Origin of the sequence: Vibrio sp. F13, assembly GCF_020806305.2 — a bacterium.
Taxonomy (GTDB): domain Bacteria; phylum Pseudomonadota; class Gammaproteobacteria; order Enterobacterales; family Vibrionaceae; genus Vibrio; species Vibrio crassostreae_C.
The window spans coordinates 1372087-1389638 of the sequence record NZ_CP170175.1 but is presented as its reverse complement, the minus strand read 5'-3'; the positions used below and the strand labels follow the sequence as shown (position 1 = coordinate 1389638).

Annotated in this window: 18 protein-coding genes; all 18 read left to right on the top strand. The window is 43.4% G+C overall.

All coding sequences use genetic code 11. The annotated features are described in order from the left end of the window. The first annotated feature begins 107 nt into the window (after positions 1–107). The 18 genes from LMH68_RS06235 (at position 108) to LMH68_RS06150 (ending at position 17497) form a co-directional block, all read left to right on the top strand. Positions 108–665 (top strand): single-stranded DNA-binding protein, encoded by a 558-nt coding sequence (locus LMH68_RS06235; protein WP_017061342.1) that lies wholly within the window; start codon positions 108–110, stop codon positions 663–665. Positions 666–826: 161 nt separating this feature from the next. Further along, entirely contained in the window at positions 827–2842 is a 2016-nt protein-coding gene (gene csrD, locus LMH68_RS06230; protein ID WP_229648293.1) for an RNase E specificity factor CsrD, read from the top strand. Between the two features lie 2 nt (positions 2843–2844). Continuing rightward, positions 2845–4287: an MSHA biogenesis protein MshI gene (locus tag LMH68_RS06225; protein ID WP_229648292.1), complete on the top strand. Its 1443-nt coding sequence runs from the start codon at positions 2845–2847 to the stop codon at positions 4285–4287. Continuing rightward, positions 4287–4934 (top strand): type 4a pilus biogenesis protein PilO, encoded by a 648-nt coding sequence (pilO, locus tag LMH68_RS06220; RefSeq protein ID WP_017061345.1) that lies wholly within the window; start codon positions 4287–4289, stop codon positions 4932–4934. Before LMH68_RS06225 ends, pilO begins: the two co-directional genes overlap by 1 nt. Then, positions 4927–5259 carry a hypothetical protein gene (locus LMH68_RS06215; RefSeq protein ID WP_017061346.1) on the top strand — a complete coding sequence of 111 codons (333 nt, stop codon included), beginning with the start codon at positions 4927–4929 and terminating at the stop codon, positions 5257–5259. Before pilO ends, LMH68_RS06215 begins: the two co-directional genes overlap by 8 nt. A gap of 15 nt (positions 5260–5274) precedes the next feature. Further along, a complete protein-coding gene (gene mshL / locus LMH68_RS06210; RefSeq protein ID WP_017065932.1) occupies positions 5275–6912 on the top strand; it encodes a pilus (MSHA type) biogenesis protein MshL in 1638 nt (545 codons plus the stop codon). 53 nt (positions 6913–6965) lie between these two features. Continuing rightward, a complete protein-coding gene (locus LMH68_RS06205) occupies positions 6966–7805 on the top strand; it encodes an ExeA family protein (RefSeq protein WP_017061348.1) in 840 nt (279 codons plus the stop codon). A gap of 2 nt (positions 7806–7807) precedes the next feature. Continuing rightward, positions 7808–8983, top strand: coding sequence for a tetratricopeptide repeat protein (locus LMH68_RS06200; protein ID WP_229648291.1), 1176 nt, complete (start codon positions 7808–7810; stop codon positions 8981–8983). Continuing rightward, the gene (locus LMH68_RS06195) at positions 8973–10697 is read left to right on the top strand and encodes a GspE/PulE family protein (protein ID WP_229648290.1); all 1725 of its coding nucleotides are present in this window, start codon (positions 8973–8975) and stop codon (positions 10695–10697) included. The genes LMH68_RS06200 and LMH68_RS06195 overlap by 11 nt, the downstream gene beginning before the upstream one ends. Positions 10698–10709: 12 nt before the next feature. Next, the gene (locus LMH68_RS06190) at positions 10710–11933 is read left to right on the top strand and encodes a type II secretion system F family protein (RefSeq protein WP_017061351.1); all 1224 of its coding nucleotides are present in this window, start codon (positions 10710–10712) and stop codon (positions 11931–11933) included. Between the two features lie 3 nt (positions 11934–11936). Next, the gene (locus LMH68_RS06185; protein ID WP_136982203.1) at positions 11937–12392 is read left to right on the top strand and encodes an MSHA biogenesis protein MshF; all 456 of its coding nucleotides are present in this window, start codon (positions 11937–11939) and stop codon (positions 12390–12392) included. A gap of 79 nt (positions 12393–12471) precedes the next feature. Beyond that, complete coding sequence (locus LMH68_RS06180; protein ID WP_102332739.1) at positions 12472–13047, top strand: prepilin-type N-terminal cleavage/methylation domain-containing protein; 576 nt, start codon at positions 12472–12474, stop codon at positions 13045–13047. Between the two features lie 35 nt (positions 13048–13082). Next, positions 13083–13559: a type II secretion system protein gene (locus LMH68_RS06175; RefSeq protein WP_229648289.1), complete on the top strand. Its 477-nt coding sequence runs from the start codon at positions 13083–13085 to the stop codon at positions 13557–13559. A 142-nt stretch (positions 13560–13701) separates the two neighbouring features. Next, entirely contained in the window at positions 13702–14193 is a 492-nt protein-coding gene (locus LMH68_RS06170) for a prepilin-type N-terminal cleavage/methylation domain-containing protein (protein ID WP_229648288.1), read from the top strand. Further along, on the top strand, positions 14190–14759 hold the full coding sequence (locus LMH68_RS06165; protein ID WP_229648287.1) for a prepilin-type N-terminal cleavage/methylation domain-containing protein: 570 nt from the start codon (positions 14190–14192) through the stop codon (positions 14757–14759). Before LMH68_RS06170 ends, LMH68_RS06165 begins: the two co-directional genes overlap by 4 nt. Further along, positions 14759–15505: a prepilin-type N-terminal cleavage/methylation domain-containing protein gene (locus tag LMH68_RS06160; RefSeq protein WP_102398236.1), complete on the top strand. Its 747-nt coding sequence runs from the start codon at positions 14759–14761 to the stop codon at positions 15503–15505. Before LMH68_RS06165 ends, LMH68_RS06160 begins: the two co-directional genes overlap by 1 nt. Next, complete coding sequence (locus tag LMH68_RS06155) at positions 15495–15923, top strand: MSHA biogenesis protein MshP (protein ID WP_229648286.1); 429 nt, start codon at positions 15495–15497, stop codon at positions 15921–15923. Before LMH68_RS06160 ends, LMH68_RS06155 begins: the two co-directional genes overlap by 11 nt. 2 nt (positions 15924–15925) lie before the next feature. Beyond that, positions 15926–17497: a hypothetical protein gene (locus tag LMH68_RS06150; RefSeq protein ID WP_413755647.1), complete on the top strand. Its 1572-nt coding sequence runs from the start codon at positions 15926–15928 to the stop codon at positions 17495–17497. Positions 17498–17552: the final 55 nt, after the last annotated feature.

The following is a 17552-nucleotide window of genomic DNA, read 5'->3' as shown; positions in this document are numbered from 1 at the left end:
TTCTTTGTAGTGAGGAGAGAATAGGAATGCGATTTATCACTGTAGAAAAGCATGCTATTCTTGTGCGCTAAAATTTTCTGAGACTATGAATTTAGACGGAGCAAATCATGGCTAGCCGTGGAGTTAACAAAGTTATATTAGTGGGTAACCTAGGTAATGACCCTGAAATTCGTTACATGCCAAATGGCGGCGCAGTAGCGAACATTACCATTGCAACGTCAGAGTCATGGCGTGATAAAGCAACTGGCGAGCAGCGTGAAAAAACAGAATGGCACCGTGTTGCTCTGTTTGGCAAGCTTGCGGAAGTTGCTGGTGAGTACCTACGTAAAGGTTCTCAAGTTTACATTGAAGGTCAACTTCAAACACGTAAATGGCAAGATCAAAGCGGTCAAGATCGCTACACAACTGAAGTGGTTGTTCAAGGCTTCAATGGTGTAATGCAAATGCTTGGCGGCCGTGCTCAAGGTGGTGCTCCTGCTCAAGGTGGCATGGGTAACAACCAACAGCAAGGTGGTTGGGGTCAGCCACAGCAGCCACAACAACAGCAACAACAATACAGTGCTCCCGCTCAACAGCAGCCAAAAGCACCTCAACAAGCTCCTCAGCAGGCTCAACCTCAATATAATGAGCCGCCAATGGATTTTGATGATGACATCCCATTTTGATCCCTGTTTTTAATATATTATAAAGACAGTATTAAATTGGAAAAAGCCGCGTTCATCGCGGCTTTTTGTTACCTACAATTCTTAACGCTTTATTTACAACGTCAATTTATAGTATAAGTAGCAATACGGTATAATGTGAGTTGAAAAGGATTTCGTTATTCATGAGATATACCCCGACACTAAAATTGAGCACTCGATTGGTCGCATTTGTCACCGTGATAGTGATCAGCGCGATGTTCATTCTTTTTATTGGTGGCACACTTTCCTTTAAGCGTATTGGACAGGAATATTTAGACCATTATTTGGTTGGCATTGTCGACGTTGTAGATAAAGAGATGGAAGACCCTGACGCCGCGTATTCAATGCAGCGTTGGATGCCTAAGATGTTGCAGGCGAGCAATATTGTTGAGATGAAACTCTCGAACAAGACCGGCATCGTTTATCGTTTCAAAGATACCTCCCCACAAATTGATCCCAATCGTCTTTATGAGAAAAGCTTCATTTTAGAGCGTAATGAAGGCTACCGAATCGAATTTAAAGCACTTCCTCCTTATATTGGCTACAACTACTCAATGGAAGCGATGTGGTCAATTACTTTGGCTGTCGCATTGGTTCTGTTCTGTCTTGCTCGCGGTGTTCGTTGGTTGAAAGAACAACTCATGGGTTCTGAAATCTTGGAAGAGCGAGGAAGAATGATCTTGGCCGGTCAGGTTGAAGCTCATGCAAAGGGAGATGAGCGAGAGTGGCCTTATACCGCAAGCGAAGCCTTAGATGTATTGATTGAAGAGCTACAAGATGCTCGTCAAGAACGAAGTCGCTTTGATACCTTTATTCGTACCCATACTTTCCTAGATAAACTCACGGGAACGGCAAACCGAGTTTTATTCGATAATAAGCTGGAATCGGCACTGCATGAAAGTGGTGCTCGAGGCGGTGTGTTACTGATACGTATCGACGAATGGGAGCAAGTTAGTGATGCTAACGATAAGCAAACCACAGACGGCTTTATTATTGAAGTCGGTGAAGTACTGTCGAATATCGTTCAACGCTATCCCGATGTCATTTTTTCTCGCTATTACGAAGCGGACTTTGCTGTATTTATCCCTCATCAGGGCGCAAAAGATATTGCGACCTTGGCTGCTCAGTGTTTAAGGCAGTTAGATAAGCTAACTCCGCCAGAGCCTTTAGAGTCGGATAACTGGTGTCATATTGGTGTGACCATGTATACCGAAGGTGAGCGTCATAGCCAGATCATGGATGAAACGGAAACGGCACTAAAGAGTGCTCAGTTAGAGCGTATTAATAACTGGAGCCGTTACCCGAAAGAGAATAAGAATGAGCTTGATAGAGGCAGTGTTCGTTGGAGAACATTACTTGATAAAGCGCTGCTTCCTGAAAATTTAGTAATCTTTGCTCAGCGGTGTTATCTTATGCCGGAATCTGGTCAAGTCAATGAATTGCATAGAGAAATATTTACTAGAATTCAGGATCCTGACAAAGGTTTATTGAAATCGTCTCGATTTATGCCTGCGGTAGAGCAAGTGGGTTATCAAGCTCAAATGGACCAATCGGTTCTAAAGGTTGTGTTGAAATCGTTGAAAGAATCAACTCAACCTATCAACTATTCAGTGAATCTGAATGTTACCCCGTTTGCTAATAAACAGCACTTTAAGTGGTTTAGGAGTGAGTTGTTACAGCTCTCTGCTCAACACCGCTCTCAGCTTGCGTTTGAGTTTCCAGAAGGGCACTTGATTGCTCATCTTGATTATATGAGACCGGTGGCAAAGGTGTTGCGAGGTTTAGGGTGTAAAGTTGTGGTTGGCCAAGCTGGGCGAACCATTGTTAGCACTCACTATATAAAGGATTTGAAGGTTAATTATATTAAGCTTCATCGAAGCCTAATAAAGAAAATCGACCAAAGGCATGAGAACCAACTGTTTGTTCGCAGCTTAATTGGGGCGTGTGGTGATTCTCCAACTCAAGTTATTGCCGTTGGAGTCGAGACAAAACAAGAAAAGAATACCTTGATAGAGTTAGGCATTAACGGCTATCAAGGGAGATATTTCGACGAAGAACAACAAATTATCCCTTTGCCTAATCAAGCAGAAAAAGCCGCGAAAGCGGAATCTGTTGTCAAAGTTGGACGAAGAAATCGATGGCGTAAGAGTAGTAGTTAAGAATGAATTTTAAAGCGATTTTAGACAAAATAAAGCCAACGAATAATAAAGGTAGCTCGCAAGTTGTCTTGCTGGGCAATGACGCCATTTATATTTCATCGACAGAACAAGATCCTCAAGTAGCCAGCATTCCCGTGGTTAATGGGGACTGGGAGAGTGCGCTAAAAAAATCGCTTAGCAGTGAGGCGTTTACCAGTAATAGCGTCCAACTGATTGTCTGTGCTAACTACTACCAAACCTACCAAATTGATAAACCGGACATTCCAGAGAGTGAATGGTCGGTAGCACTGCCTTTTTTACTCAAAGATCTTGTTTCAGAAAGAGTCACGGAAATTACTGCGAGTGCGGTCGCGTTACCAACGTCGAACAAGCTGCAAGTATATGTCCTGCCTAAAAAGCTGTTGGACAAGCTTTTGAATATCACTAATTCGGCTCAGGTTGAATTAATAGGTGTTGCTCCTGAAGATGAAATCTGGGGTTACAGTGCAGGCGAACTGTCTAATTTCATTCTTTTACAACGTAGCGTCAATTCACACTTTAAATTGGGTGCGTTTGTCGAAAATACCGTTTGTTTTCAAAGAACCATCCGCAGTGTTGTGCCACCTTTAACGGGTGTTGCGTTAAGTGCTCTGCAGTTAGATGGCCTCGCTTTAGAGCTTCAACGCTCGATTGATTACCTTTCTTCTCAAATTAAAGGCACCCAGCTTCACCAGCTTAAAATCTGTTGTGACGAAGAAGATGAAGCAGAGTTACAAAGTGCCTTAAACAGTACATTGAGCTCGACAGTTTCACTGTTGGTTGAAGGTGAGCGTGATAATTCAGAGAGTTTGTTGCTTAAACTTGCAGCTGAAAAAGAGACGTTTAAGGTCAATCTTTACCCTGAACACCTTAAGCCTAAAAAAGAATATTTTACGCTGACCAATGTTGTTGCGAGCTGGGGAGTAATTTGTGTTTTGATGCTTGGTGGTTACTTCGCAATGCAGTATCAAGTTTCTAATCTAGATAAAGAGCTAACAGCCCTGCAACAAGACTCGAATCAACTTAACAAGCAAGTTAACCAATTGAATAGTAAGTTAACTCAGCATAAACCGTCTCCAGAGAAAGTCGCGGCGGTTGCGCGTCTCAAACGTGAGACTGAGGCTAAAAAAGAGGCTTTGAAGGCTGTTGGACAATACGACGAATCCCAACAAGTCGGGTATTCTGGCGTCATGAATTCCTTAGCTAAATTAGGCCGAAATGACATTTCTCTTTCGCACATCTACATGACCCACGATACTTTAGATCTTAGTGGCTTGGCTCGTAACGCAAATGTCGTTCCGAACTGGATTGGTCAGTTTAAAAGTGAGCTTAATTTAGTCGGACGCACTTTTGAAAAACTAAAAATTGGCCGTAATGATCAGGATGTGGTGACGTTTGAGCTAAGTACTCGTCGGGAGAGTAAATAATGCAGCAGTGGAACCAGCTGAGCGATAAGTTTCTTGCATTAAGTCAAAGAGAAAAATGGCTACTTTTTGTGTGTGGTTTTGTTGGCCTATCGATGTTGTTGTTCACCTTATTGGTTGAGCCTGCGTATCTCGATCTACAAGCTAAAAATGCCAAGGCGAGCAGCCTGACTCAATCGAATCAAAGGCAGCAAGGTGAGTTACTTGTTCTGCAAGCTCAGTTAAACAAAGACCCAGACAAAGAAATTAATCGAGAGTACAAAAAGCTGCTGGTGGAGAGCCAAGATCTCTCTCTTCAGCTTTCTCAGATTGTTGATGGATTAATCACACCTTCTCAAATGTCGCAGTTACTGGAGAGCGTTCTTAACGCCGGTAATGGACTAAAGCTTGAATCGCTAGAGTCATTAAAACCAGAAGCGATTTCGAACAATAAAGAGACCAGCGAATATTCAGGCTACTTTCTTCACCCTGTAAGAATGGAGCTAACCGGCAGTTACTTTGATATCTCAGCTTACCTTCAAGCACTTGAGTCTCTACCTGTGAGTTACTACTGGCGCACATTTGAATACTCAGTAGAAGAATATCCTAAAGCTCGACTGGTGTTCGAGGTTTACACATTAGGTACTAGACAGGAGTTTATCGGTGGTTAGAACTCTTTTGTTGTCCTTGCTATTTAGTAGCTCTTTTGTGTGGGCTGAGCAAGATCCCACGGCGCCATTAGGCTGGCTTTCACCTCAACAGAAAACGGCGCCTGCTAAGAAAGCACCAACTCGTTATCGCTTGCCTTCTTTAGAAAGCATCGTGTGTAAGGGAGATACGCCTTGCTATGCGATTATGAATGGTCAGATTCTCGGACAAGGGGAAACGATCAGAGGGTACCGAGTTAAGAACATAGATCCAGAATACGTCACTCTGCAGAGAAGCTCTAAGCAGTGGAAATTAGAGATGTTCTCTTTAGATGTTAAGAATAATTAAGGTTAGAGTGAAGACATGCGTAAACTTGTAGTAGCAATCCTAGTGTCATCTTTAGTCGGCTGTTCGATGGGGCATAGAGATCCTGTTGAGATTAAAGAGTCTTTAAACGAATCAATTAATGAAGCCAATAGCAGAGCGCTTCATGAGCTGCCTTCGTCGGTTCAAGATGACCTTATGCCTCAGCTTAATTCTGACTCGATGTCTCCGGGGATGGAAACGGTTAAGCGTTTTCGTATTCAGGCAAAAGGCGTTGAAGCGAGAACTTTTTTTGCCAGCTTAGTGAAAGGTACGGAATATAGTGCGGCTATTCACCCAAGTGTGTCTGGAAACCTTACGCTTAATCTAACGGACGTGACGTTAGATGAGGTACTGGCTGTTGCTCAAGATATGTATGGCTACGATATTGAAAAGCGTGGCAAAGTGATTCAAGTTTATCCTGCCGGTCTTCGCACCGTAACGATCCCTGTCGATTACTTACAAGTTAAGCGCTCTGGTCGCTCACTAACGACGATCACCACCGGTACGATCTCTAACTCAGATTCGAATTCATCGAGCTCTTCAAACTCGAACTCAAACTCGTCAAATTCATCTAACTCTTCTAATTCATCAAACTCGACATCGAATGGTGGTACAGAGATTGAAACGACCTCTGAAAGTGATTTTTGGCCACAGCTTGAAGCGGCGGTTGCTCACTTAATTGGCTCGGGCGATGGGCAAAGCGTTGTCGTGACCCCGCAAGCGAGTGTGATTACAGTGCGTGCTTACCCTGACGAAATTCGTGAGGTTCGAGAGTTCTTAGGTATTTCTCAAAAACGCCTGCAGCGTCAAGTTATCCTAGAAGCCAAAATCATGGAAGTAACCTTGAGTGATGGTTACCAACAAGGTATTAGCTGGTCTAATTTATCTAAGTCGATTGGCAGCGGCGGTGTGGTAATTGATCGACCTGGTGGAACTTTGCCTCCATTAGATGCGATCAGCTCTTTGTTAGGCGGGCAAACCAACGTAACGATCTCAGATGGCAGTTTTGAAGCGGTATTGAGCTTTATGGATACTCAAGGTGACCTGAACGTTCTATCAAGCCCACGAGTCACAGCTGCAAACAACCAGAAAGCGGTTATCAAAGTGGGTACTGACGAATACTACGTGACGGATTTATCTAGCGCGGTAGGCAGTGGTGACAACGCGAACGTCGCACCTGAGGTTGAGTTAACTCCGTTCTTTTCGGGTATCTCCTTAGATGTGACCCCTCAGATAGATGATAAAGGTAGCGTATTCTTACATGTTCACCCAGCCGTTATTGAGGTCGAGGAAGAAGTGAAAGAGCTCAACCTTGGTTCTACAACGGGTGTGGTGCAGCTTCCTTTGGCGAAAAGCTCTATTCGTGAGTCTGACTCAGTGATTCGAGCTCGAGATGGCGATGTGGTTGTTATTGGTGGTTTGATGAAATCCAACACCAGTGATGTGACCTCTAAAGTTCCATTCCTCGGTGATATTCCAGCCTTAGGTCATTTGTTCCGTAATACCAATCAGTTAACGCAAAAAACTGAGCTCGTGATCTTGCTTAAGCCAACGATCGTGGGTGTGAATACTTGGCAAAATGAGTTGGAGCGTTCACGTGATCTTCTTCAGCAGTGGTTCCCTGATGAAGAGTAATTGCTTACTTTCTCAATATAGAGTGGCAGTGTCTCACTAAGCTAGGTCGTCGTATGTATCAAGCTCACTTTGGTTTTGAACAACTGCCATTTACCTTAACGCCGAATACCGATTTCTTCTATGGTTTAGCGCCTCATTTCGAAGCGATTCAGACGGTAATCTCGGCGTTGGAAATGGGCGAGGGCGTGATTAAGGTGACCGGAGAGGTAGGCACTGGAAAAACCATGGTTTGCCGGATGTTGGTCAATCACCTACATGACTGTACAGCTCTGATCTACTTACCAAACCCTGTGTTATCAGGGGCAGACTTGCGCCAGGCGGTTGCAACAGAGCTTGGTTTAGCTGTCGATAATGAAGCAACCTTGGTTGATAACATTCAGCATAAGCTCATTGAATTGCACAATTCTGGTTTAAGAGTGGTGGCTATTCTTGATGAAGCTCAGGCTCTATCGGATGAAGCGCTCGAAACATTAAGGTTGTTTGGTAACCTTGAAACGGAAGATAAAAAACTGCTGCAGATTGTTCTATTAGGTCAGCCAGAATTGGATGCTCGATTAGAGGCTTATCACCTAAGGCAGTTTCGCCAAAGAATCACATTTAGTTCGACACTGAGACCGCTGAATCTCGATGAAACGGTGGCTTATATTGATAATCGAATCGCTAAATCTGGTGGCAGTCCTGAGTTATTCAGCTTGAATCAAAAAAAGGCGATCTGTCGTTCGTCGTTAGGTATCCCTAGATTGATAAACCAACTTTGCCATAAGGCTCTATTGCTTTCGTTCAGTGAAGATAAGAAAAGTATCGACAACCAACATCTTTTTTCAGCTATGCATGAAACGTACGATGTGTGTAAGCCTAAATTTAAAACGCCAATACTGTGGGGTTGGAATTAATTATGAGCGTCATTAACAACGCCTTGTCTGAATTGGCAAAGAAAAAGTCAGCGACTTCGATTGAAGCCGCAGTCGTACCTAAAGTAAAAACGCGTTCCCCCCTAGTTTGGGTTGTTGCAGGTTTTACTTTGAGCTTAGCGATGGGCGGTTGGGCGATATCGCAAGGCCCTGTGATTGATCAGTCTATTGTTGAGCAGTCAATCTCAACTCGAGATTTACAGGTTCAAGTCTCTGTCGTTGATGATTCAAATGGCATTCAGGAAGTTGCTCAACCTATCTCATCGCCAACTAAGAAATTGGTGACACTAGACTCTGCGATCCTTTCAACAGAAAACACTGCGATGGCAAAAAGCGCTCAATCTAAGCCTAGTGTTTCCGAATCAGTTGTTATGTCTGCCCCAAAAGCGACAAAACAACAAACACCGGCTAAAGCTCTAAGCGTGCCTGAAACGACTAAGACTGAAATTCCCCAACCGATTTACGTTGCTAGTGTGGCAAAAAAAGCCCCTGCGTCTATCTCTAATGAGCCTGTAGCCTCTGGTGATTCAGAAAATAGCGGAATGTTGATCGAACAGGTTGAGTTAACTCCGGAACAGCTATCTGTGAATGCACAAGGTCGAGCTCAGAAAGCGCTTGATGCGAACGATCTTACTGGTGCGTTGAAGGGCTACACTGAAGCTCTACGCTACACGCCACGAAATGAAGATGTCCGTCAGAAACTTGCGATTCTCTATTTTGGTAAAGGCGATACTCGCAAAGCCTATGAGCTTTATCAGTCTGGAATTAAGATCAACATCAACAGTGAAAAATTGCGATTAGGGTTATCTAAACTGCTGGTTAAAGCGAATCAATCAGAAGCGGCGCTGAGCCCTTTAGTACACATGCCTCCGCATCCAACTCAAGAGTATCTAGCAATGCGTGCGGCGTTGAGCCAAAAATCACAGCAAGAAGAAATCGCACTCGAGAGTTATCAAAAGTTGGTTGAAGTCGATTCAGATAACGCTCGCTGGTGGTTGGGCTTAGCGATTCAGCAAGAACGCCAGTTAGACTTCGCTGCAGCAAAACAATCATATCAAGGTGCGTTGACTAGAGTCGGTATCTCATCTCAATCACAAAGCTTTGTGCGTGACCGGTTAAAAATACTCAATGCTTTAGAGGAGAGCGGCGATGCAAATTAGATTAAGAAAAAGACTTGGTGATTTGCTTGTCGAAGAAGGCATTATCACTGAGGCTCAAGTTGAACAAGCACTGGCCGCTCAGAAAAGTACTGGGCGTAAGCTGGGTGATGCGCTAATTGAGCTTGGCTTCTTGTCAGAACAGCAAATGCTGAGCTTTTTGTCGCAGCAGTTAGCGATTCCTCTTATTGATTTAAGCCGAGCCGTTGTCGATGTTGAAGCAGTACAGCTTTTACCCGAAGTACATGCTCGTCGCCTTCGTGCATTGGTTATTGGACGCCAAGGTGACACTTTGCGTGTTGCAATGAGTGACCCTGCGGATCTGTTTGCCCAAGAGTCTTTGCTTGGTCAGCTCGGCGATTACGCGCTGGAATTCGTTGTTGCTCAAGAAAGGCAATTGGTTGATGGCTTCGATCGCTATTATCGAAGAACCAAAGAGATCGCCTCGTTTGCAGAACAGCTTCACGCTGAACACCAAGTTAATGATGCCTTTGATTTCGATATCGCTGAAGAAGATAGTGATGAAGTTACCGTTGTTAAGCTGATCAACTCGCTATTTGAAGATGCTATTCAGGTTGGTGCTTCGGATATTCATATCGAGCCAGATTCAAACGTATTGCGTCTTCGTCAGCGTATTGATGGCGTACTGCATGAAACATTGCTGAATGAAGTGAATATCGCTTCTGCACTTGTACTGCGCTTGAAGCTGATGGCAAACCTCGATATTTCAGAGAAACGTCTTCCTCAAGATGGTCGCTTTAATATCCGATCTAAAGGTCAGTCGGTTGATATTCGTATGTCGACCATGCCAGTACAGCACGGTGAATCAGTGGTTATGCGTCTTCTTAACCAGTCAGCAGGCCTACGTAAACTAGAAGAGTCGGGCATACCGAGTGATCTGTTGGTTCGTCTGCGTCAACAATTGCGCCGTCCACATGGCATGATTTTGGTTACCGGACCAACCGGCTCAGGTAAAACAACAACCTTATACGGCGCGTTAAGTGAATTAAACGAACCGGGTAAAAAGATCATTACTGCGGAAGACCCGGTGGAATACCGCCTACCTCGTGTGAATCAAGTTCAGGTAAACCCTAAGATCAATCTCGATTTCTCTACTATCTTGAGAACCTTTCTACGTCAGGATCCCGATATTATTCTTATCGGTGAGATGCGTGACCACGAAACCGTTGAGATAGGCTTGAGAGCTGCACTGACCGGCCACTTAGTATTAAGTACGTTACATACCAATGATGCGGTAGACAGCGCGTTGCGTATGATGGATATGGGTGCTCCGGGTTACTTGGTCGCGAGCGCTGTTCGAGCAGTAGTCGCACAGCGATTAGTTCGTAAAGTGTGTACAGATTGTAAGGTTGAGGATGAGTTAGATGAACCTCGCAAGCAATGGCTGAGCGTCCGTTTCCCTAACCAAGTAGGTGTGCCGTTTATGAAAGGCCGTGGTTGCCAGAACTGTAACTTAACCGGTTACCGCGGGCGAATTGGTGTATTTGAAATGTTGGAGCTAGAGCAAAACATGATGGATGCGCTGAGAGCTAATGATGCGGTAGGTTTTGCTCAAAAGGCGAGACAGTCTGAAAACTATAAACCGTTATTGGCTTCTGCGATGGAATTGGCTCTGCAAGGTGTCGTGAGTCTTGATGAGATAATGCATCTTGGCGAAGGTGATGCGTCCGGTGCCACTGACCCAATTTATCTGTAGGGGTAGAATGATATGCCAACGTATCGTTATGTAGGTCGCAGCTCTGATGGTAGTCAAGTAAGTGGGCAATTAGACGCGAATAACGAAGATCTTGCTGCTGAAAGCTTGATGAGTAAAGGGATCATTCCAACCTCTATCAAACTGGGCAAAAGTGGTGGTTCAGTCTTAGATATGGATGTATCGAGTCTGTTCTTTCCGAGTGTACCGTTAGAGGTGTTGGTTCTGTTTTGTCGACAGTTATACAGCCTAACCAAAGCGGGTGTACCACTATTAAGATCGATGAAAGGCCTCACTCAAAACTGCGAAAATAAGCAGCTGAAAGCCGCCTTGGAAGAGGTGGTTGCTGAGCTAACCAATGGTCGCGGCTTAGCGGCGTCAATGCAGATGCACCCAAAGGTATTCAGTCCGTTGTTTGTCTCGATGATTGGCGTTGGTGAAAACACAGGCCGTCTAGATCAGGCTTTACTGCAATTAGCTGGATATTACGAACAAGAAGTTGAGACTCGCAAACGAATTAAGACTGCGATGCGTTACCCAACATTCGTGATCAGTTTTATCTTGATTGCAATGTTCATTCTTAACATCAAGGTTATTCCACAGTTCTCAAGCATGTTTGCGCGCTTTGGTGTCGACTTGCCGCTGCCTACTCGTATCTTGATTGGTATGTCTGAGTTCTTTGTGAATTACTGGGGCTTAATGCTTGGAGTGATCTTTGGTCTTATCTTCGCTTTTAAAGCTTGGGTGAAGACAGACAAAGGCTTGGAAAAGTGGGATCGATTACGCTTAAAAATGCCGGTCATTGGCGGGGTAGTGAATCGAGCACTGTTGTCACGCTTCTCGCGTACTTTTGCTTTGATGCTTAAAGCGGGTGTTCCACTGAACCAGTCGCTAGCGCTTTCGGCGGAAGCTTTAGATAACCGTTTTCTAGAGTTGCGAGTTCAAGCCATGAAATCGGCCATTGAAGCCGGTAGTACGGTTTCGTCGACCGCGATTAACAGCGAAATTTTCACACCGCTCGTGATACAAATGATCTCCGTCGGTGAAGAGACGGGTCGTATTGATGAGCTATTACTTGAAGTGGCTGATTTTTATGACCGCGAAGTCGATTACGATCTGAAAACCTTAACCGCCAGAATTGAACCCATTTTGTTAACCATCGTTGCAGGCATGGTGCTGATTTTGGCGCTAGGTATCTTCTTGCCGATGTGGGGAATGTTGGATGCGATCAAAGGCTAGGGAATGCTAAATAACCTACAACGCTCACGTTTTGTTATTTGGACAGTGGTTATTCTTTTTCTTATTGTCGGTGTGCTTTCGGCATTCAAAACGGTAGAAGAAGAAGCGACTAACACGGCATTTATCGTCGCGAGCAAGCGGATTTTAGAGCAAGCCAATTTGTTCAAACAGCAGTATTTGTTATCGGGTGCTGGGCAAGAAGAAGGCTCGGAACCCCCAAAGATCTACAGCAGAACTGGGTGGGTAATGCCTATCCAAGGTACGGAGCGAGACTGTAATTATTGGCTGGATCAATTATATCCTCAAGGGAGCATTTTAGGGCTAAGCTCTCCAAGAGTTGAAGATAAAAGTGACAACAGACACTTTCACTGTAGTTATCATTATGCTGATAAATATCAGGTAGATATATTACTTGAAAGAGAAAGGTTTAGTGTAAAAGCCAATATTTTGGCTTTGTGAAAATATTGACAGTTTTAGTATGGTTTTATACGTGCGCGAATGTATAATGCGCGTTAATAATTAGATGAGTAGGTAGAAAATGCTTAAGAATCAAAAGGGTTTCTCCCTTGTCGAATTAGTGATAGTGATCGTAGTTGTTGGTTTATTGGCGGTCGCTGCGTTGCCTCGTTTTCTTGATGTGACGGATGAAGCCAAGAAATCCAGTATTGAAGGTGTCGCTGGTGGCTTTGCAACGGCTGTTTTGTCAGCAAGAGCACAATGGGAAGCGGAAGCAAGGCCGTCAGAGAAGATAGGTGTTGAAACATACAATACTGTAAACTATGATGGTGTTGATTTTTGGTTAACAAGATCAAAAAACAGTAACAACGTCGAGACCGACTTTCGTGATGGCTATCCGTGGACTCTGAACAATAATTCGAGCACTGCTCCACAAGATATTTCAGACCAAACATGTTCTGAGTTGATGGAAAACTTGCTGCAAAATCCACCTAAAGTAGGTGCGGTTTCAGATGTAGCGAACGACTCAAACTACAAGTATTCAGCGCAAGCAAATTCTGGTGATGCAACCTGTACTTACGTTCAATTAGAAGGTAGTACCGAGCATGAATTTGTTTACGAAATTAAAACTGGTCGTGTGACCGTAACTTTGCAGTAAGTCTGCGTAAAATTAAACATAGAGAGAGCTTAACTATGAAAAGACAAGGCGGTTTCACCCTAATCGAACTAGTGGTTGTAATTGTTATTCTAGGTATTCTTGCTGTAACTGCGGCACCACGTTTCTTAAACTTGCAAGATGATGCGAAGGATGCAACGCTTGAAGGTCTAGCTGGTGCAATTCAAGGCTCAGCGAGCATTATTTATGGTAAGGCTGCAATTGAAGGCTTCGAGAGTACTTCAGGTGCTCTAAGCGCTGGTGGTTCAACTATCAATACTACTTTTGGTTACCCAAATGCAACTGAAGATGATATTACAAATATCGTTCAGGGAATCGGTGATGATTTTGAATTTATTGAAGTAGTAACTGATTCAGATCCTGCTCAAGTAACTTTTGGCATTCCAAATTACACTACTAACTGTGTTGTATATACTCAAGCTGAGAATGCTAATACACCGGCTACTGCAAACGTTGTATCTTCAGGTACTGGTACAATCTGTTCTGCTAACTAAGTCAAATATTTTTGATTAGGCCAGCACCTGCTGGCCTTTTTTCTATCCAAAACATACAAATATCAAAACTATTCATATACATAAGAGCGAAAGCTTCATTATCTTGTATAATCAGTACTCGCTTGGCAGTTAGAGGCTCATTATGGATAACAGCCCCACACCCAACGGCTTTACTCTGGTAGAGCTGATCATCGTTATCATTATCCTCGGTATTGTTTCCACCTTTGCCGCAAGTCGCTTCGCTGGTACCTCTAGCTATTCTACTTTTACTGCGCAAGAGCAAACCATTTCCGTAATTCGCCAAATCCAAGTCAATCGAATGCAATCGAACGTTTCAGCGGCTAATGACAGTTTTCGCCTTGCTATAAATAGTAACTGTCTAGGTTCTGTCACCGCTTGCAGTTTAAATCTATCGAACAGCGCTCAAAAGTCACAAGCCGATGCGCGTAGTGATTATGTACGTATATCAGATATAACGTTTTCTCCAGCGAATACTGTTATCGACTTTGATTTATTGGGGAACCCTTCAGTAAGTGCTGGGGTGAATATTACGATTAACTCAGCCACTTCGAGCAATAGCGCCCAAGTCTGTATTAATTCTCAAGGTTATGTGCGTGAGGGAGCATGTCTATGATTCGCTCACGTGGTTTTACTCTGATTGAAAGTATTGTTGTGATTATCGTTTTGGGTATTGCGATGGTCACGATTACCAGTTTTTTAGCACCACAAGTGGCAAGTTCAGCAGACCCACAGTATCAAAACCGTTCCGTGGCCTTAGGTCAGAGTTTGATGAACCAAATGTTGGCACGTGGTTTTGATGAACACAGTGATTTTGATGGTGGTCTGGTGCGTTGTGGGGATGCAGGTGCGACTGCTTGTTCTGGTCCCTATGAACTGGGAGTGGATGGGGCAGAGACTGCGCCCGCTGCTTTTAATGATGTCGATGATTATATTGGATGCTGGTACACCGATACCACTGAATCAGCATGTGTATCACCTATTAAGTACCCACTTGCTAATATCCTAGATGAAAATATCGAAGACAGTTATGCCAATTTTAGAGTTGAGGTCTTGGTGTTTTATGACGAAGACATGGACGGGCTTAACGACAATGTAATTGGAACGATGAAGCGCGTTGAGTTACAGATCTTTGGTGGTAACAACCGTTATAGCTTGGTTGCTTACAAGGGGAACTACTAATGAAACAACGTGGTTTTACTTTGATAGAAATGATCGTAACCATTGTTGTGGTTGCCGTCATTGGCCTAGCGATTGCAGGCTTTGTTGAATATGGCATGAAAGGTTATGTCGACACTATCGATAGACAAAAGGTGCAAGTAAAAGGGCAGTTTGTTGTTGAGAAAATGTCGCGAGAGATAAGCCACGCAGTTCCCAATAGCTTCACTGAAGTTCAGACTTTTTTACCTACACTTGCTTTTGATAGAAAGTGTCTTTCATTCTATTCGATCAAATATTCCGGTTTTTATCACTTCGATGAACCAGGCAATCAATTGGACTTCATTGTTGGTCAAGATGCCCCAAGTCTCTCTGTAGGAGATTATCTTATTATAAATCCAAGTAGTTTTAATGATTTGGCAGTGGAGTCCAATAAACGAATTGACGTCTCGGGTGCAGTTCAGAATACCAACTCTTTCAGTGTTACAGCTTTGAGTCTTGTGAGTGAGTCTATTGCAAAACGACACTATATTTATGAAAAAAACAATCATGTCAGCTTCTGTATAGTGAACAATACTATCGAAGGACAAGGTGTCATTGAGCGTAATGGCGTAAGGGTCACAGATAGCGTTAACTATACAAAAAGTAACTTCCGTTACGAAGAGCCAAGCTTACAGCGCGGTGGTGTGATTCATATCGAACTTGTGCTTGAGCAAAACAACGAAATCAGTGTTTATCAACAAGATGTGCAGGTACTCAATGCGCCATAGTAAATCACCTCAACAAGGGAGTGTTTTGGTCGTCGCGGTATTTGTTATCGTGGTGATGGGCTTCCTCGCGACTTCTCTAGTGCAAGTCCAATGGTCAAATCACGATACATTGACCCGTAAGCAACTTGGGACACAGGCTTGGTTGCTAGCACACTCTGCGAATGAGTGGGCACTTACTCAAGTGTACCCTTTGACTGTATCTCCCGCGGTTTCAACAAGTGTTAGTGCAGCGTGTGGTAACTTAAATTCAAATCAAGTGAGCAGTGGGATGTCGACTATCTGTACAGTTGAAGAGTTAACTTGTACTCCGATCGGAATTTTAGATGATGTTGGTTTTTTTAAGATTGAATCAACAGCCATTTGTGGCTCAGGTATCAACCAAGTACAGCGTATTCAAGAAGTTTGGGTGAGGGAGTGAGTATGAAATTATGGGTTGGTCTTTTTAGAGCCATTAAAAATCTTCCTTGTTGTTACGCGAACTTTTTGAAGCTCACTGCAGTCATGATTGTTTTATGTGGGACATCTTTCGTTTCGATAGCTGACGAATTTTCTCCTGAACAATGTAATGATCTAAAAAGACAAGATGGCTTTTCTGTTGCTTTTACTATTCCAAACCCAACTCCTGTCACGATCACTTTTACGTCAAATAACTCTGTAGTTAAATTGTGGTCCAGCGTTAGTGGTAGTAACGCTAAGATAACCGATCAGAACGTGAATCCAGGAGAAAGAGTTCTCCTAATTTATAGACCGACTTCTAATAATGGTAAAAACGGCAGTCTCATTTACAAGCTTGATACAGGCTCTGGATATGAACAGAAACAGACTACTTCAATTGTGATAAACGGTGGTAATGGTACTTTAGAAGTGTCAGGTGATACCGTTGTAGTTGAGTGTGCCGATGGAGAAAAAGAACCAGTCCCTGATTTGGAGGATGTTCAATATGAGTTTGGTTCTATTGAAGGTATGGATTGTACTTATGGTTGTAACTTGTTGTTCCAGAAGCAATATGACAATCCAATTGTATTCTTAATGTCGACTATCGATCCTGATGATATCGTGAATAGTGTGCCAACAAAGGCTAGTGTTGCAACTATTTGGGACTCAAAGAAAGGCGCAACAATAGAAAGTGAATCGGCTGAGAGTTATAGTTCAACCGATCGAATGTCACCTATTTATTATTTTGTTACCGATCCCGGAAGGTTAACATTTTACGATCACAATGGAGCCAAGGTTTATGGTGAAGCTGGTAGTATCGTAACTTCTAAATCTCAATGTAAGGGTAATGCTTGTGGCAACTCTGATTGGGAAACGGTCTCATATCAGGGAGGTGATATTACAAACCCCGTGATCATGGCTCAAGTTCAGGGCAAGGACCGAGATTGGGCCACAACAGCTATCTCTGGTTTAACTAACCAAAAATTTAAGCTTGCTCTAGAGCGTGGTCGACAAGGGCCAACTTCTTCAGCTAAGCAAATCGCTTATTTAGCTGTCCCTACTTTTTCAGGGCAAGATGAGTCTAAAACATCAAAAATAGAGTTTTTCCAAGCGCCTGGTACCTACAACCAAAAAACTGAAATAGAGCCAGGTAAATCTATAGGCTGGTCATGTCTGAATAACGAAATATCACTACATCAAAACTTTAATAAGTTTGGTGTTATTGCTAATAAGCAAACCCGAAATGGTGGTGATGGTGGTTGGCTACGTTATTGTAAGCAGTATGTGAGTGGAGGAGAGTCGCAATTTACATTCGCATTTGATGAAGATGCTACTTCTCTTAGTACTCGTAAACATGGAGCTTATGAATCAGTAGGCTATTTCGCATTTGAAATTCCCGAGGTCGAGATTCCGGTTAACGTATGTAACTTGTTTCCTGAGCCTATCCAAAGTTGGACTGGGGTTGAGAGTTCATTGATTATTAATAATGGGTGGGGCACAACTTTCAATGGCTGGTCTCCCGATTATCTTGATGCTTTTTCAATTGACAATGATTGATCTTGGAGTCCATCTAATCCTGATCCCGAGAGTTTGCTTTTAGTCGGATTTGATT

Excerpts from the sequence above, each read along its gene's own strand:
- LMH68_RS06235 (WP_017061342.1), top strand. The coding sequence starts at position 108 with ATGGCTAGCCGTGGAGTTAACAAAGTTATATTAGTGGGTAACCTAGGT.
- csrD (WP_229648293.1), top strand. The coding sequence starts at position 827 with ATGAGATATACCCCGACACTAAAATTGAGCACTCGATTGGTCGCATTT.
- LMH68_RS06225 (WP_229648292.1), top strand. The coding sequence starts at position 2,845 with ATGAATTTTAAAGCGATTTTAGACAAAATAAAGCCAACGAATAATAAA.
- pilO (WP_017061345.1), top strand. The coding sequence starts at position 4,287 with ATGCAGCAGTGGAACCAGCTGAGCGATAAGTTTCTTGCATTAAGTCAA.
- mshL (WP_017065932.1), top strand. The coding sequence starts at position 5,275 with ATGCGTAAACTTGTAGTAGCAATCCTAGTGTCATCTTTAGTCGGCTGT.
- LMH68_RS06205 (WP_017061348.1), top strand. The coding sequence starts at position 6,966 with ATGTATCAAGCTCACTTTGGTTTTGAACAACTGCCATTTACCTTAACG.
- LMH68_RS06200 (WP_229648291.1), top strand. The coding sequence starts at position 7,808 with ATGAGCGTCATTAACAACGCCTTGTCTGAATTGGCAAAGAAAAAGTCA.
- LMH68_RS06195 (WP_229648290.1), top strand. The coding sequence starts at position 8,973 with ATGCAAATTAGATTAAGAAAAAGACTTGGTGATTTGCTTGTCGAAGAA.
- LMH68_RS06190 (WP_017061351.1), top strand. The coding sequence starts at position 10,710 with ATGCCAACGTATCGTTATGTAGGTCGCAGCTCTGATGGTAGTCAAGTA.
- LMH68_RS06185 (WP_136982203.1), top strand. The coding sequence starts at position 11,937 with ATGCTAAATAACCTACAACGCTCACGTTTTGTTATTTGGACAGTGGTT.
- LMH68_RS06180 (WP_102332739.1), top strand. The coding sequence starts at position 12,472 with ATGCTTAAGAATCAAAAGGGTTTCTCCCTTGTCGAATTAGTGATAGTG.
- LMH68_RS06175 (WP_229648289.1), top strand. The coding sequence starts at position 13,083 with ATGAAAAGACAAGGCGGTTTCACCCTAATCGAACTAGTGGTTGTAATT.
- LMH68_RS06170 (WP_229648288.1), top strand. The coding sequence starts at position 13,702 with ATGGATAACAGCCCCACACCCAACGGCTTTACTCTGGTAGAGCTGATC.
- LMH68_RS06165 (WP_229648287.1), top strand. The coding sequence starts at position 14,190 with ATGATTCGCTCACGTGGTTTTACTCTGATTGAAAGTATTGTTGTGATT.
- LMH68_RS06160 (WP_102398236.1), top strand. The coding sequence starts at position 14,759 with ATGAAACAACGTGGTTTTACTTTGATAGAAATGATCGTAACCATTGTT.
- LMH68_RS06155 (WP_229648286.1), top strand. The coding sequence starts at position 15,495 with ATGCGCCATAGTAAATCACCTCAACAAGGGAGTGTTTTGGTCGTCGCG.
- LMH68_RS06150 (WP_413755647.1), top strand. The coding sequence starts at position 15,926 with ATGAAATTATGGGTTGGTCTTTTTAGAGCCATTAAAAATCTTCCTTGT.